13 protein-coding genes and 1 riboswitch are annotated in these 14,383 nt (G+C 71.0%); of the genes, 3 read left to right on the forward strand and 10 right to left on the reverse strand.

Annotation, left to right across the window (positions count from 1 at the left end):
* Positions 1–35 precede the first annotated feature (35 nt).
* The 10 genes from ACSHWO_RS10820 to ACSHWO_RS10865 all read right to left on the reverse strand — a co-directional run bounded on the left by ACSHWO_RS10820 (position 36) and on the right by ACSHWO_RS10865 (position 10,800).
* Positions 36–890 (reverse strand): thioesterase family protein, encoded by an 855-nt coding sequence (locus ACSHWO_RS10820; protein ID WP_361088706.1) that lies wholly within the window; start codon positions 888–890, stop codon positions 36–38.
* A gap of 58 nt (positions 891–948) precedes the next feature.
* The gene (locus tag ACSHWO_RS10825) at positions 949–1,605 is read right to left on the reverse strand and encodes a trimeric intracellular cation channel family protein (RefSeq protein ID WP_385846378.1); all 657 of its coding nucleotides are present in this window, start codon (positions 1,603–1,605) and stop codon (positions 949–951) included.
* Between the two features lie 95 nt (positions 1,606–1,700).
* Positions 1,701–2,795 carry an ABC transporter ATP-binding protein gene (locus ACSHWO_RS10830; protein ID WP_361088710.1) on the reverse strand — a complete coding sequence of 365 codons (1,095 nt, stop codon included), beginning with the start codon at positions 2,793–2,795 and terminating at the stop codon, positions 1,701–1,703.
* A gap of 5 nt (positions 2,796–2,800) precedes the next feature.
* Positions 2,801–3,823: an ABC transporter ATP-binding protein gene (locus ACSHWO_RS10835; protein WP_361089279.1), complete on the reverse strand. Its 1,023-nt coding sequence runs from the start codon at positions 3,821–3,823 to the stop codon at positions 2,801–2,803.
* A gap of 113 nt (positions 3,824–3,936) precedes the next feature.
* Complete coding sequence (locus ACSHWO_RS10840; RefSeq protein ID WP_404233687.1) at positions 3,937–4,938, reverse strand: ABC transporter permease; 1,002 nt, start codon at positions 4,936–4,938, stop codon at positions 3,937–3,939.
* A gap of 141 nt (positions 4,939–5,079) precedes the next feature.
* The gene (locus tag ACSHWO_RS10845; protein WP_361088714.1) at positions 5,080–6,843 is read right to left on the reverse strand and encodes an ABC transporter substrate-binding protein; all 1,764 of its coding nucleotides are present in this window, start codon (positions 6,841–6,843) and stop codon (positions 5,080–5,082) included.
* 41 nt (positions 6,844–6,884) lie between these two features.
* Positions 6,885–7,877, reverse strand: coding sequence for an ABC transporter permease (locus ACSHWO_RS10850; RefSeq protein WP_361088716.1), 993 nt, complete (start codon positions 7,875–7,877; stop codon positions 6,885–6,887).
* Positions 7,878–8,486: 609 nt separating this feature from the next.
* The gene (locus ACSHWO_RS10855; protein ID WP_385846367.1) at positions 8,487–9,227 is read right to left on the reverse strand and encodes an enhanced serine sensitivity protein SseB C-terminal domain-containing protein; all 741 of its coding nucleotides are present in this window, start codon (positions 9,225–9,227) and stop codon (positions 8,487–8,489) included.
* A 73-nt stretch (positions 9,228–9,300) separates the two neighbouring features.
* Complete coding sequence (locus ACSHWO_RS10860) at positions 9,301–10,035, reverse strand: enhanced serine sensitivity protein SseB (RefSeq protein ID WP_361088720.1); 735 nt, start codon at positions 10,033–10,035, stop codon at positions 9,301–9,303.
* A gap of 99 nt (positions 10,036–10,134) precedes the next feature.
* The gene (locus tag ACSHWO_RS10865; protein WP_385846363.1) at positions 10,135–10,800 is read right to left on the reverse strand and encodes an AAA family ATPase; all 666 of its coding nucleotides are present in this window, start codon (positions 10,798–10,800) and stop codon (positions 10,135–10,137) included.
* Positions 10,801–11,027: 227 nt separating this feature from the next.
* A riboswitch (glycine riboswitch) is annotated at positions 11,028–11,131 on the forward strand.
* Positions 11,132–11,313: 182 nt separating this feature from the next.
* Between ACSHWO_RS10865 and gcvT the strand changes: the two genes are divergently transcribed.
* The 3 genes from gcvT to glyA all read left to right on the forward strand — a co-directional run bounded on the left by gcvT (position 11,314) and on the right by glyA (position 14,183).
* Complete coding sequence (gene gcvT, locus ACSHWO_RS10870) at positions 11,314–12,429, forward strand: glycine cleavage system aminomethyltransferase GcvT (RefSeq protein ID WP_361088722.1); 1,116 nt, start codon at positions 11,314–11,316, stop codon at positions 12,427–12,429.
* Positions 12,430–12,526: 97 nt separating this feature from the next.
* Positions 12,527–12,907 (forward strand): glycine cleavage system protein GcvH, encoded by a 381-nt coding sequence (gene gcvH, locus ACSHWO_RS10875; RefSeq protein WP_361088724.1) that lies wholly within the window; start codon positions 12,527–12,529, stop codon positions 12,905–12,907.
* Positions 12,908–12,926: 19 nt separating this feature from the next.
* A complete protein-coding gene (glyA, locus tag ACSHWO_RS10880) occupies positions 12,927–14,183 on the forward strand; it encodes a serine hydroxymethyltransferase (RefSeq protein WP_438311456.1) in 1,257 nt (418 codons plus the stop codon).
* Positions 14,184–14,383 lie beyond the last annotated feature (200 nt).

Genomic DNA, 14,383 nt, shown 5'->3' on the forward strand with positions numbered 1-14,383 from the left:
CGCCTGCCGCGGATCCCGCCGTGCCGCCGGCCGGTTCAGGGGCGCGGGGCGCGGGCCAGCTGGCGGGACTGTGCCACCAGCCGGTCCTCGGAGTCCCAGATCTCGGCGTCCTCCTCCAGGAAGCCGCCGGCCAGGTTCCGCGTGGTGATCGCGACCCGCAGCGGGCCGGGCGCCGGCCGACGGCGGATGTGCGCGGTCAGCTCCACGGTCGGGCTCCAGCCCATCAGACCCAGGTCGAAGCAGGTCGGCGGGAGGGCGTCGACCGCGAGCAGCAGGGAGAGCGGGTCCGCGTCACGGCCGTCGGCCAGCTCGAACCAGGCCCGCATCTCGCCCTTGCCGGAGGGTGCGCCGAGCGCCCAGCCCGCGGTCGCCGGGTCCAGGCGCAGCCGGAGCCGGTCGACGATCGCGGTGCTGCCGGGGATGGGGGCCGGGCCGGCCTCCGGGCCGAGGCAGGCCTCGTACGGCGGGATCGCCGGCGGCAGGGCCGTGGTGCGGACGTCGTCCGGGAGGGAGGCGAGGTCGCCGTAGGAGGCGACGACGCGGATCCGCTCGACCTCGGCGCCGTTCTCGTCGAACTGGAACAGGGAGGCCTGGCCGGTGGACAGGGTCCGGCCGATCCGGACGACCTCGGTGCGGATCACCGCGGGGCCGGGCTCGGAGGAGGTCAGGTAGTGGGCGGAGACGGTGAAGGGGTCCGGGTGCGGCAGGGCCGCCGACAGGGCCCGGCCGACCAGGGCCAGCAGATAGCCGCCGTTGACGGCGGTGATGATCGTCCAGCCGGCGGAGAGTTCCGCGTCGTACACCCCGGGCTCGCCCGCACGCGCGGTGATGGTGGTGTCGCGGTCGAACTCGCTGTCGCCGATGGAGGCCTGGGCCGCTGCGTATGCCATGGAAACGAGCCTACAACGCGAAGCTACTAAGCGGTAGCTTTTCAGAGTGACGTGCAGGTCACGGCTCTTCGGCGACCGAGGAACGGCGGTTCCAGGCCAGCGGGGCCCGCCAGTGGAACCGCATGGCGAGCAGCCGCAGCACGAAGGTGGTGACGATGGCGACGGCCGTCGTCAGCGCGTTGAGGGCGCCGAGGCCGATGGAGATGGCCACCATCGCGGCGCCGACGGTGGCGGGCACGGCGTACATCTCGCGGTCGCGCAGCAGCGAGGGCACCTCGTTGGCGAGGACGTCGCGCAGGACGCCGCCGCCGACGGCCGTGGCCAGGCCCAGCGCGGCGGACGCGGTCAGCCCCAGGCCGTACTCGTACGCCTTCGTCGTGCCGGTGACGCAGAAGAGGGCGAGGCCGGCGGCGTCGAAGACGTTGATGGCGCGGTTGATCCGCTGCACCTCGGGGTGCAGGAAGAAGACGAAGGCCGCGGCGATCAGCGGGGTGACGAAGAAGCTGAGCTCGCCGAAGGCGGCCGGCGGGACGGCACCGATGACCAGGTCGCGGAAGAGGCCGCCGCCCAGCGCCGTGACCTCGGCGAGGACGGCGATGCCGAAGACGTCGAAGTTCTTGCGTACGGCGAGCAGGGCGCCCGCGGTGGCGAAGACGAAGATGCCCGCGAGGTCCAGGGCGTGCTGGACGTCGGGCGGGAAGAGATCGTGGAGCACCGCCCCATTGTCACTGGGAATGACCGGTGGCCCGGTCACCGACCGCTACTCGGTGACCGGACCACCGGACGTATCGTGCCCAGGCGGGCCGGGACCTAGTCCGCGACCTTGGCCAGCGCCTCCGCGGCCCCCGGCAGGGCGGGGTCGCCCGGCGCCTGGTCGGGTGCGTTCTCGGGGTGGTGGCAGGCCACCTGGTGGCCGGTGGCCGGCGCGACCATCGGCGGCTCCTGCACGGCGCAGATCTGCGTGGCCTTCCAGCAGCGCGTGTGGAAGCGGCAGCCGCTCGGCGGGGAGATCGGCGAGGGCACGTCGCCCTTGAGCAGGATGCGACCGCTCTTCGCACCGCGCCGGCGCGGGTCCGGCACCGGCACGGCCGACAGCAGCGCCTTGGTGTAGGGGTGCATCGGGCTGGTGTAGAGCGAGGTCCGGTCGGCCAGCTCCACGATCTTGCCGAGGTACATCACCGCGATGCGGTCCGAGACGTGCCGGATGACCGACAGGTCGTGCGCGATGATCACGTACGTGAGGCCCAGCTCCTCCTGGAGGTCGTCCAGCAGGTTCACCACCTGGGCCTGGATCGACACGTCCAGCGCCGAGACCGGCTCGTCTGCGACGACCAGCTTCGGCTTCAGGGCCAGGGCCCGGGCGATGCCGATGCGCTGGCGCTGGCCGCCGGAGAACTCGTGCGGGTAGCGGTTGTAGTGCTCGGGGTTGAGGCCCACCAGCGACAGCAGCCGCTGCACCTCCGCCTTGAGCCCGCCCTCCGGCTCCACACCCTGGAGCTTGAAGGGGGCGCTGACGATCGTGCCGACCGTGTGCCGCGGGTTCAGGGAGCCGTACGGGTCCTGGAAGATCATCTGGACGTCGCGGCGCAGCGGGCGCATCCCGGCGACCCCGAGGTGCGTGATGTCCCGCCCCTCGAACTCGACCCTGCCGCCCGTCGGCTCCAGCAGCCGGGTGATCAGCCGGCCCATGGTCGACTTGCCGCAGCCGGACTCGCCGACCACGCCGAGCGTCTCACCGCGCCGGACCTCGAAGTCGATCCCGTCGACGGCCTTGACCGCGCCGACCTGGCGGCGCAGCAGCCCCTTGTTGATGGGGAAGTGCTTGACCAGGCCGGTCACCTTGAGCAGCGGCTCGCCGGCCGGTGCCTGCGCGTCCGCGGCGGGCTCGTCCGCCTTCTTCTTCATGTCGGTCACAGCTTCGGCGCAATCTCTTCGGTCCAGATCCGGGTCCGCTCCTCCTGCGACATGTGGCAGGCGGACCAGTGCCCGCCGCCGTCCTCGGTCAGCTCGGGCCGCCGGGTGCGGGTGATGCCGCCCTTGGGGACGTCGGCGTACGGGCAGCGCGGGTTGAAGGCGCAGCCGCTCGGGATGTTGATGAGGCTGGGCGGCGAGCCCTTGACCGGGATGAGGCGCTCGGTCTGCTCGCGGTCGATGCGCGGCATGGAGCCGAGCAGCCCCCAGGTGTAGGGGTGGCGGGGCTCGTAGAAGACCTTGTCGGCGGTGCCGCGCTCGACGCACCGGCCTCCGTACATCACGAGGATGTCGTCGGCCATCTCGGCGACCACGCCCAGGTCGTGGGTGATCATGATGACGGCGGAGCCGAACTCCCGCTGCAGGTCGCGGATCAGGTCGAGGATCTGCGCCTGGACGGTGACGTCCAGGGCGGTGGTCGGCTCGTCCGCGATCAGCAGCTCGGGGTTGTTGACCAGCGCCATCGCGATCATCGCGCGCTGGCGCATGCCGCCGGAGAACTCGTGCGGGTAGGCGTCCACGCGCCGGTGGGGCTCGGGGATGCCGACCCGGTCGAGCATCTCGACGGCGCGCCGCCGGGCGGCCTTCTTGTCCACGTCGTGGTGGGTGCGGTACGCCTCGACGATCTGTTTGCCGACCGTGTAGTAGGGGTGCATCGCGGACAGCGGGTCCTGGAAGACCATCGCCATCTTGCGCCCGCGCAGCTTGCGCACGTGGTCGGCGTCGGCCCTGACGAGGTCCTCGCCGTCCAGGACGACCTCGCCGGAGATGTGCGGGCGGCTGCGCGCGTTGCCGGTGCGGTGCAGGCCCATGATGGCCAGCGAGGTCACCGACTTGCCGGAGCCGGACTCGCCGACGATGCCGAGGGTCTTGCCGCGCTCCAGGTCGAAGGAGAGCCCGTCCACCGACTTGACCAGGCCGTCGTCGGTCGGGAAGTGGACCTTGAGGTCGCGTACGGACAGGAAGGCGCCGCTGCCGCGGGGGCCGGCCTGCTCGGGGACGAACGCGGGCCCGTCGGCGGGCGTCTCGCCGGAGCCGGGTCCGGCGGCCGCGCCGGAAGTGGGGTGGTTCTCGGTCACGTCAGCCTCACGCGCGGGTCGATGACGGCGTACAGCAGGTCCACGATCAGGTTGGCCATCACCACGAAGAGCGCGGCGAGCAGGGTGACCCCCATGATCACGGGGAGGTCGCCCTGACCGATGGCGGCGACGGCCGCCGTCCCGAGCCCCTGGAAGTTGAAGGTGGTCTCGGTGAGCACCGCGCCGCCGAGGAGCCCGCCGAGGTCGAGGCCGAACATCGTGACGACCGGGGTGAGGGTGGAGCGCAGGGCGTGCTTGCGGATGACCACGCCCTCCTTGAGGCCCTTGGCCCGGGCGGTGCGGATGTAGTCCTCGCCGAGGACCTCCAGCATCGTGGCGCGCGTGATGCGGGCGTACGTGGCGGCGAAGAGGAAGGCGAGGGTGACCCACGGGAGGATCAGGGCGTTCAGCCAGGCCCCGGGATCCTCCGTGAGGGGCTTGTAGTTGGACACGTCCAGCCAGCCGAGGCTGTAGACGAAGATCGCGGGGGCCACCATGCCGGTGAAGAAGATGGGGAGGGAGACGCCGGCGAGGGCGCCGACCATGACGGTGCGGTCGATGGCGGTCCGGCGTTTGAGTGCCGAGATCACACCGGTCGCCACGCCGGCGAGCACCCAGATGACCGCCGCGCCGAGGGCGAGCGAGAGGGTGACCGGCATGCGGTCCACCATGGTGTCCCACACGGGCGCCTCGGTCTTGAACGAGTAGCCGAAGCACGGCGCGTCGCAGTGGGTGACCTCGGTGCCGCCGTCGTAGTCGCGGCCGACGAAGATGCCCTTGACGAAGGTCAGGTACTGCTCGGAGATGGGCTTGTCGAAGCCCATCTTCACGCGGATGCCCGCCAGGGCGGTCTCGTTGGTCTCGCGGCCGGCGTACATGAGGGCCGGATCGCTGCCCGTGATCTTCGGGACCGCGAAGAAGATGCCGAAGGTGACCACGGAGACCACCAGCAGCGTGGCGACGACGTTGAACAGTCGCCGTATGAGGTAGACGAGCACTGCAGTCGGCCGCCCGGGGCGGGCGGCCGCCGTCCCTCGTGGGGACGGCAGCCGCCGCCTGCGGCCTTCACCTGCCCTTCGGACTAGCGCATGTGCGGTGAAGGCACTTGCCTGTTGTTACGTGGCGACTGGCCTACGGGATCACTTGCCGACGCCGATGACGGCGAGGTCGATCTTGCCGAGGGAGTCGTTGAAGTAGACGTTCGTCAGCCGCGGGTTGTGGTAGACGAAGGCCTTGTCGAAGTTGATGGGAAGGTAGAGCGCCTTCTCCATGACCTTCTTGTTGATCTCCGTGTAGAACGGGGCGGCGGCTTCCGGCGTGGCGGCCGCGGCGGCCTTGTCGAACAGGCCGTTGACCTCGGGGTCGTTCAGCTCGGTGTAGTTGTTGTTGGCGTTCGGCTGGATGAACGAGCCGTCGACCAGCGGCTGGAGGAAGCCCGAGCCGGAGTTGTAGTCGGCGCCCCAGCCCATGACGATGATGCCGTAGCCCTTCTTCTTCACGTTCTCGGGCGAACCGATCGTGGAGGAGGAGAGCTTGCCGTCGTACTGGTCGATGGTGGCCTTGATGCCGACCTTGGCGAGCGAGGCCTGGAGGGACTCGGCCGTCTTCACCTCGGGGGCGCGGTTGTTGCGGACCGCGATGACGGTCTCGAAGCCGTCCGGCTTGCCGCAGGCCTTGAGGGCCTCCTTGGCCTTGGCCTCCTGCGGCTGTCCCTTGGTCAGGCCGAACGGGTCGTAGGACTTGTCGGAGCCGGGGATGCCGGGCGGCAGCATGTTGGCGCCGAGGTCACCGCTGGTCGGGCCGCCGCGGGCGGTCTGCAGGGACTTCGGGTCGGCCGCGTAGATGACGGCCTTGCGGCACTCGATGTTGTCGAACGGCGCGACGGTCTGCGGGAAGGCGAAGTAGCGGATGTAGCCCGTGAACGGGTTGTCCGCGTTCTGCTTGAGCTTCTCGTCCTTGAGGATCTTGTTCTTCGCGGCCTGCTGCACACCGGTGCCGTCCACGGCGAGGTCGATGTCGCCGGACAGCAGACGGGCGTCCATGTCGTCCGGGTTGGTGGTGACCGTGAAGGTGACCTTGTCCGGCAGGCCCGTGCGGATCGGGTCCGTCTTCGGGTCCCAGTTCTCGTTGCGGACGAAGGTCGCGCCCTTGCTGGCGGTGAAGCTCTCCACCTTGTACGGGCCGGTGGAGACCGGCTTGTTGGTGTACGTGGCGCCGGTGTCCTTGCCCGCCGGGACCGGCGAGGAGGACGGCATGGCCAGCAGGTAGCTGAAGTCGGAGTTGGCGCTCGCCAGGTTGAAGACGATCGTCTTGTCGTCCGGCGTCTCGACGGACTTCAGACCCATCTTGCCGGGGTCGGTGTCCTTGTACGGGCCGGGGTACTTCTGCCCCTGGTCGAGCAGGTCGATCAGGTAGGTGGGACCGCCGGACAGCACGTCCTGCGCGAAGACGCGCTCGACGCCGTACTTGATGTCCTTCGAGGTGATCGGCGTGCCGTCCTCGAACTTCACGCCGTCCTTGATCTTGAGGGTGTACGTCTTGCCCTCGTTGCTGATCACGGGCAGGGCCTCGGCGAGGTCCGGGACCAGCTTGGTGCCCGCCACGCCCGGCTTGCTGTCGTACGCCAGCAGCTGGCGGACGTAGAGCCGCTGCATGTTCCACACGAAGCCGTAGTAGGCACGCGCCGGGTCGAGGTAGTCGACGTCCTGCGGCGACCAGAGCTTGAGCTCGCCGCCCTTCTCGGTGGACGGGTTCACGATGCCGGTGGTGGCGGCGTTGAAGGCGGCGCCGCCGGCGCCCTTGCCCTCGGTCTTCTTGTCGCCGTCGTTGCCGCCGCACGCGGCGGTCAGCGACAGCGCGGCGATCACGGCGGTGATCGCGAGGGCCTGCTTTCTGCGGATCACGTTGGTCCAACCTCCAGAGGTGGGTGAATCGGTGGAGCGGTTCAGCTGCCCTTGGGGTCGAGTGCGTCACGCAGCCCGTCCCCGAAGAGGTTGAACGCCAGGACGGTGATGAAGATCGTCATACCCGGGACCACCATGTACATGGGGTCGTCCTGGTAGATGGGGACGGCGTCGGAGAGCATCTTTCCCCAGGACGCGGTCGGCGGCTTGACGCCGGCGCCGAGGAAGCTGAGGGCCGCCTCCGTGAGGATGTTGGTCGGAATGATCAGCGTCGCGTAGACCAGGATCGGCGCGACCAGGTTGGGCAGCAGCTCCTTGACCAGGATGTAGCCGCGGCCGGCGCCGAGGCTGCGCGCCGCCTCCACGTACTCGCGTTCGCGCAGCGAGATCGTCTGGCCGCGGACGATACGGCCGATGTACGGCCATCCGAAGAAGCCGATCACGACGATCAGCACGCCCATCCGGACGCCCGAACCCTCGAACCCCCAGAGGGAGTTGGGTACGACCGAGACCAGTGCGATGGTGAACAGCAGCTGCGGGAAGGCCAGCAGCAGGTCCATCAGGCGGCTGATGACGCCGTCCACCCAGCCGCCGAGGAACCCGGCGAGCGCGCCGAGCAGGCTGCCGATGGCGACCGAGACGAAGGCGGCCAGGAAGGCGACGACCAGCGAGATGCGGGCGCCGTAGACGATCCGGCTGAACACGTCGCGTCCGTTGGTGGGTTCGACGCCCAGCAGGAAGTCGGAGCTGATGCCGCCCCAGGAGCCGAGCGGCGTGCCGAGGTCCGGGTCGATCATGTCCTCGTGGAACTCGTTGGGCGGGTGGCCCAGCAGGCTCACGATCTGCGGCGCGAACACCGCCACGAGGATCAGGAGGATCACGACCACGCCGCCGGTGAGCGCGACCTTGTCGCGCTTGAGCCGCATCCAGGCGATACGGCCGGGCGAGCGGCCTTCGATGGCCTTCGCAGGGACGTCGGCTACGGCCACGGGTGCGGTTGGTTCCGCGCTCGTGTCGTGCAGTGGTGCCGTCATCGTGGTGGGACCCCTCTCGGCCGACGGGTTGCCGGCCCATGCCCGCCGCTGTGGCGGCGTTGGTGCGGAGTGGCGCTCTTGTGCGTGGTGACACGCAGGACTGAACAAAGTGCGGGAGGTGCAGGAAATGCAGGAAGTGCGGGAGGTGCAGTGGTGCTCGGTGCGTTTTCGGGCATGCCCGGGCACGCTCGGAGCGGTGCTGCTGCGGTGCGGATGAGGTGCGGGTGCCGTGCGGAAAGCCGTGCGGAAGTACGCGAAAAGCGGTGCGGAACGACAAGCGACGTGCAGGGAGCGAACCGTTTCCCCGGGGACCCGGCGGCTCTTGGGTGGGGAGTCTTCATCGGCGCTGCGATCAGCCGCCAGACCCGCAGATGAATGGATGCGCAACCGTGATGTGAGGGTCGGGTTCCCGTTATCCGGACTGTGGAGTCGGCTCAGCGGAGCAACACCGTCCGTTCGGTGCACAATCGGACAACGCGCCCAACTCGCGGTAGGTGTAGGTCTTTTGGGCACGCATCAGCGAAGAAATCCGGACAAGAAGAAGGCCGCGGGGAACGGAGTGTTCCCCGCGGCCGGAGCGTCGTGCGGCGCGGTCGTCCCAGCTGCCGGTCAGTACGCCGGGGCCTGCCCCTCGCGGTCGTAGAACGGGCGCGTCTGCGACCGGAGCCACATCGCGACGGGGTCGTGCTCGTCGGCCAGCGCCACCGTGCACACGGGCACCCCCTCGGGCACCGCGCCGACGGACTGGCGCATCATCTCCCGTACGGACTGGAGCGCGGGCGCGGAGGCGTCGTACAGGTCGAGCCCGACGGCGAGGTACGGCGACCCCAGGGCGGGCTGCACCCAGGCGCGGCGCAGCGACCGGACGGCCGGCGTGCGGTGTGCGTGCTGGGTCAGCAGCCCGTAGAACTGCGGGAGCTCCAGCGCGGGCTCGGACAGCCTCAGCGGGCCCGCCGGCATCCGGTCCAGGCCGGTGGCGATCCGACGCAGGTCGGCCCAGGGGATGCCGAGGCCGCCGCCCTGGGCGTGCGGATTGAGCCACAGGCCCCAGCGGTCGGGGTACAGGGCGCGGGCGATGTCCCGGCCGGTGACCACCTCGTAGCCGCGGTTCCAGCCGCTGGCGGCCAGTTCCTGCGGGGAGGTCACACAGGGCGCGTAGCCGAGGCCCTCCAGCTCCATGCCGCCGTACTGGGCGTCCGGTGAGCCGGGGCTGCCCTGCCAGAGCAGCATCCACAGCCGGCCCTCGGCAAGGGCCTGCAGAAGTGACTCGTAGGTCTCGTAGCGCCCTGGAGTCACTTGGCGCATGATGTGCTCGACCTGCCCGGCCGCGGCAGTGCCTGACGCACTCACCGGTACCCCTCCTCGTCCGCACGCGTGTCCAGGCCACCCGTGCGGCCAGGAGATGTCACCAGCTTAAGCGTCACTAGGGCACGTAGAAGGGGCGTACGCGCGTAACGATGAAGTCGACCACCGGGTCCTCGGCCGAGTCCAGCAGGACCAGCTGCACCGGCCAGGGCGACGGAACCCGGGTCAGGGCCCGGGCGAGGGCCTCGCGCGGCGCGTTCTGCGCGGCCGGATCCCGTCTCGACAGGCGGACACCGATGCACAGCTCCGGGTCCCCGCCCTCGACGCTGGCGAGGCAGCGGTGCGCGGCCACGACCAGCCCGGTGGTCCGGAACTCCTCGGCCGCCGCGGCCAGGAAATCCACCGGGTCGTCCTGCCAGTCGGGCTCGAAGAGGCGGACGCGGCCACCGCTGGCGGGCCCGTCGAGCTCGGTCCGGCCGATCCGGCACAGCTGGGCGACGGCGGGCGGGGGCAGCGGGACGCCGACGGCGCCCTCCGGGTTGACGGCGATGCCCAGCTGCGGGGGCAGCCCGCGGGCGAACTCGACGGCGGGGGCCACGGCGAAGTCCATGGCGGGGCCGACGCAGGCGCGGAACTGGGCCTCGGAGCTGTAGACGGGGACGTACGCCGCCCCGCCGATCTCCATGGTGGGCAGGGTCAGGGAGGGGCTGTCCGGGCCGCCCCCGCCGGGCAGCGGCACCCACACCCGGCTCCGGCCCAGCACCTCGACGATCCTCGGGCCGGCGTCGGGCACGCCCAGGGCCGCTCCGAGCACCTGCTCCAGCTCGTTCTCCGGCCAACCGCCGCCGTGCATCTCCGCCTCCGCTTGTCGCGCCGTGTACCGGCGAGCGTAGCCGCCCGGGCCGGGCCCCCGAACCGGGCCCTCGCCGTCCCGCCCCGCCCCCGGCAGGGCTCAGGCCCCGCCGGGCTCCGCGGGCCGGAAGGCTATGCGGGTCAGCCGCGCGGCCGCGGCCCGGTCCAGCAGCACCACGGAGGCGCAACCCGCCGGCAGCGGGCCCGACTCCGCGGCCCGCACCAGCCGGCGCACCGCGGCCCGGTGCCGGGCGAAGGCGTACGCCGACACGCCGCGGCCCCGCGCCGCCTGCCCGGACAGGGCCTCGTGCGGGGTGGCGTCCAGGATCAGCAGGTGCAGGCCCCGGCCCCGGCGCCGCGCGGTCGCCGCCAGCAGCCCCCGCACCCAGCGCTGCGTTCCGCAGTCGTGGACGACGACCGAGGCGCCGGAGCGCAGGACCGACCACAGCCCCCAGTAGTGCGCGATCCGCACCAGCGGGCGGTAGACGGCGTACGGCACGGCCGCGGGCATGCGCCGCTCCCAGCGCTCGCGCACGTCCTGGGAGTCGATGCCGCCGCCCTCGGCGGCCCGCTTGATCAGCGTGCTCTTGCCGCCGCCGGGCAGGCCGGAGACCACGACGATGTCGCCCTCCGCGAAGCCGAGCCGGCACGGCCCGAGGTCGCCCCGACCGCGCAGGTCGCGCACCGGTCCGTGGTGCTCGCGGGCCCGCTGGGCGGGCACTGCGTCCGCGGTCCCGGCGGTCGCCAGAACTCCGAATCTCCGCACAAGATCGCCTCCCCCGTGTCGGGCCTCGAAGACCCATGCCCACTGAGTGTAAAGAGACGGTAATTCCAAGGGACCGGTTCCGGCCGCCCCCTCCGACCCCGGACACCGCAGGCCGGACGGCGAATGGGCGAATGAGCGAATGACACAGTCTTTCGGTCCCGCCCACCCGGTTCGCGCAGCGGCGTGCAATGATGTGCGCCATCTGGACCAACTGCATACCGGCCGCTTGAATCCGCGCGGGAGAGTCCCGGCAGGCCGCGAGGCCGTGTCCGGGCGCCGAAGGAGCAAGTACCTCCCTTGAATCTCTCAGGCCCCGTACCGCGTGGATGAGGCAGATCTGAAAAGCGAGCCGCGCCCTTCCCGTCCCCCGCGGCGGACCGGGGCGTGCTCCACCCAAGGTGCAAGTCGGCGTTCCCGTTCCCGCGGGACTCTCGGCGAACCTCTCAGGTTCCGATGACAGATGGGGAGGAACGTCCTCGTCATGTCATGCCCTGGGACCCGGGAGCCACACCCATGAGCACTGCCCCCCGCCTGACCGCCCTCGATGCGCTGCACCGCTCGCTCGGTGCGACCATGACCGACTTCGCGGGCTGGGACATGCCGCTGCGGTACGGCAGCGAGCGCGACGAACACAACGCCGTGCGCACCAAGGCCGGCCTCTTCGACCTCTCCCACATGGGCGAGATCACCGTGACCGGTCCGCAGGCCGTGCAGCTCCTGGACTACGCCCTGGTCGGCAACATCTCCACCGTCGGCGTCGGCCGCGCCCGCTACACGCACATCTGCCAGGAGGACGGCGGGATCCTCGACGACCTGATCGTCTACCGCCTGGCCGAGACCGAGTACATGGTCGTCGCCAACGCCTCCAACGCCCAGGTCGTCCTGGACGCCCTCACCGCGCGTGCCGACGGCTTCGACGCCGAGGTCCGCGACGACCGCGACGCGTACGCGCTGATCGCCGTCCAGGGCCCGGAGTCCCCCGGCATCCTGGCCTCGCTCACCGACGCCGACCTGGACAACCTGAAGTACTACGCCGGCCTGCCGGGCACGGTCGCGGGCGTGCCCGCCCTGATCGCGCGGACGGGCTACACCGGCGAGGACGGCTTCGAGCTGTTCGTCTCCCCCGAGCACGCCGTCGAGCTGTGGCAGGCGCTGACCGAGGCGGGCGCGGGCGCCGGCCTGGTGCCCTGCGGCCTGTCCTGCCGCGACACGCTGCGCCTGGAGGCGGGCATGCCGCTGTACGGGCACGAGCTGACCACCGCCCTGACCCCGTTCGACGCAGGTCTGGGCCGGGTCGTGAAGTTCGAGAAGGAGGGCGACTTCGTGGGCCGCGCCGCCCTGGAGGCCGCCGCGGAGCGCGCCGCCACCAACCCGCCGCGCAAGCTGGTCGGCCTGGTCGCCGAGGGCCGCCGCGTCCCGCGCGCCGGGTTCCCGGTCGTGGCCGGTGGCGAGGTCATCGGCGAGGTCACCTCCGGCGCCCCGTCCCCGACGCTGGGCAAGCCGATCGCGATGGCGTACGTGGACGCGGCCCACGCCGCGCCCGGCACCTCCGGCGTCGGCGTGGACATCCGCGGTACGCATGAGCCGTACGAGGTCGTCGCCCTGCCCTTCTACAAGCGGCAGAAGTAGCGCCCGTGCGGCGGCGGCCGCCGGCCGCCGTCCGACGCGTCTCACCACGCAAGACCACTGTTCGTTCGCACTCCCCCGCATCCAGGAGAATCAGGTCATGAGCAACCCCCAGCAGCTGCGTTTCAGCAAGGAGCACGAGTGGCTGTCGGCCGCCGAGGACGGCGTCGCCACGGTCGGCATCACGGAGTTCGCGGCCACCGCGCTCGGTGACGTCGTCTACGCCCAGCTCCCCGCGGTCGGCGACACGGTGTCCGCGGGCGAGACCTGCGGCGAGCTGGAGTCGACCAAGTCGGTCAGCGACCTGTACTCCCCCGTCACCGGCGAGGTCGTCGAGGCGAACCAGGACGTCGTGGACGACCCGAGCCTCGTGAACAGCGCTCCGTTCGAGGGCGGCTGGCTGTTCAAGGTCCGCGTCACGGAGGAGCCGGCCGACCTGCTCTCCGCCGACGAGTACGACCAGCTCACCGCCGGTAAGTAACTGACCACAGGGGATCCTGATGTCCGTTCTGAACACCCCCCTGCACGAACTCGACCCGGACGTCGCCGCCGCCGTCGACGCCGAGCTCGTGCGCCAGCAGTCCACCCTGGAAATGATCGCGTCGGAGAACTTCGCTCCGGTCGCCGTCATGGAGGCCCAGGGCTCGGTCCTGACCAACAAGTACGCCGAGGGCTACCCGGGCCGCCGCTACTACGGCGGCTGCGAGCACGTCGACGTCGTCGAGCAGATCGCGATCGACCGGATCAAGGCGCTGTTCGGCGCCGAGGCCGCGAACGTCCAGCCGCACTCGGGTGCGCAGGCCAACGCCGCCGCGATGTTCGCGCTGCTGAAGCCGGGCGACACGATCATGGGCCTGAACCTGGCCCACGGCGGTCACCTGACCCACGGCATGAAGATCAACTTCTCCGGCAAGCTCTACAACGTGGTCCCGTACCACGTCGGCGAGGACGGCCAGGTCGACATGGCCGAGGTCGAGCGCCTCGCCAAGGAGACCAAGCCGCAGCTGATCGTCGCCGGCTGGTCGGCGTACCCGCGCCAGCTGGACTTCGCCGCCTTCCGCCGGATCGCGGACGAGGTCGGCGCGTACCTGATGGTCGACATGGCCCACTTCGCGGGCCTCGTCGCCGCGGGCCTGCACCCGAACCCGGTGCCGCACGCCCACGTCGTGACCACCACCACGCACAAGACCCTGGGCGGTCCGCGCGGTGGCGTGATCCTCTCCACCCAGGAACTGGCCAAGAAGATCAACTCCGCGGTCTTCCCCGGCCAGCAGGGCGGTCCGCTGGAGCACGTGATCGCCGCCAAGGCGGTCTCCTTCAAGGTCGCGGCCTCGCCCGAGTTCAAGGAGCGCCAGGAGCGCACCCTGGCCGGCGCGCGGATCATCGCCGAGCGCCTGGTCCAGGAGGACGTCAAGGCCGTGGGCGTGGACGTGCTCACCGGCGGCACCGACGTGCACCTGGTCCTGGTGGACCTGCGCAACTCGGAGCTGGACGGCCAGCAGGCCGAGGACCGCCTCCACGAGATCGGCATCACGGTCAACCGCAACGCCATCCCGAACGACCCGCGGCCCCCGATGGTCACCTCGGGTCTGCGGATCGGCACGCCGGCCCTGGCCACCCGCGGTTTCGGCGCCGAGGACTTCACCGAGGTCGCCGACATCATCGCGGAGGCCCTGAAGCCGGCGTACGACGGCGAGGCCCTCAAGGCGCGCGTCTCGGCGCTCGCCGCGAAGTTCCCGCTGTACCCGTCGCTGTAGGCCACGGCTCGAAAGGCCCGGCCTTGTGTCACACAGGGCCGGGCCTTTCTCATGGCCCGGGCTCGCGGTCCGCTGCGTCGGGACCGCGACAGCCCCCGTACAGGCCGGCGTAACCGCCGCCCCCCCCGAACTGACGTACGCTGATGAACCGGGCACGGGCGCCCACGAGGTGATCTTTGCCCGCAATCCCCTGCAAGATC

Origin of the sequence: Streptomyces pallidus (ex Mingjun et al. 2026) (assembly GCF_051550185.1) — a bacterium.
Lineage (GTDB): Bacteria > Actinomycetota > Actinomycetes > Streptomycetales > Streptomycetaceae > Streptomyces.

Bases quoted from the DNA above. Each gene is read 5' to 3' on its own strand.
- ACSHWO_RS10820 (WP_361088706.1), bottom strand. From the start codon at position 890: ATGGCATACGCAGCGGCCCAGGCCTCCATCGGCGACAGCGAGTTCGAC.
- ACSHWO_RS10830 (WP_361088710.1), bottom strand. From the start codon at position 2,795: ATGAAGAAGAAGGCGGACGAGCCCGCCGCGGACGCGCAGGCACCGGCC.
- ACSHWO_RS10850 (WP_361088716.1), bottom strand. From the start codon at position 7,877: ATGACGGCACCACTGCACGACACGAGCGCGGAACCAACCGCACCCGTG.
- ACSHWO_RS10860 (WP_361088720.1), bottom strand. From the start codon at position 10,035: ATGCACGGCGGCGGTTGGCCGGAGAACGAGCTGGAGCAGGTGCTCGGA.
- gcvT (WP_361088722.1), top strand. From the start codon at position 11,314: ATGAGCACTGCCCCCCGCCTGACCGCCCTCGATGCGCTGCACCGCTCG.
- gcvH (WP_361088724.1), top strand. From the start codon at position 12,527: ATGAGCAACCCCCAGCAGCTGCGTTTCAGCAAGGAGCACGAGTGGCTG.
- glyA (WP_438311456.1), top strand. From the start codon at position 12,927: ATGTCCGTTCTGAACACCCCCCTGCACGAACTCGACCCGGACGTCGCC.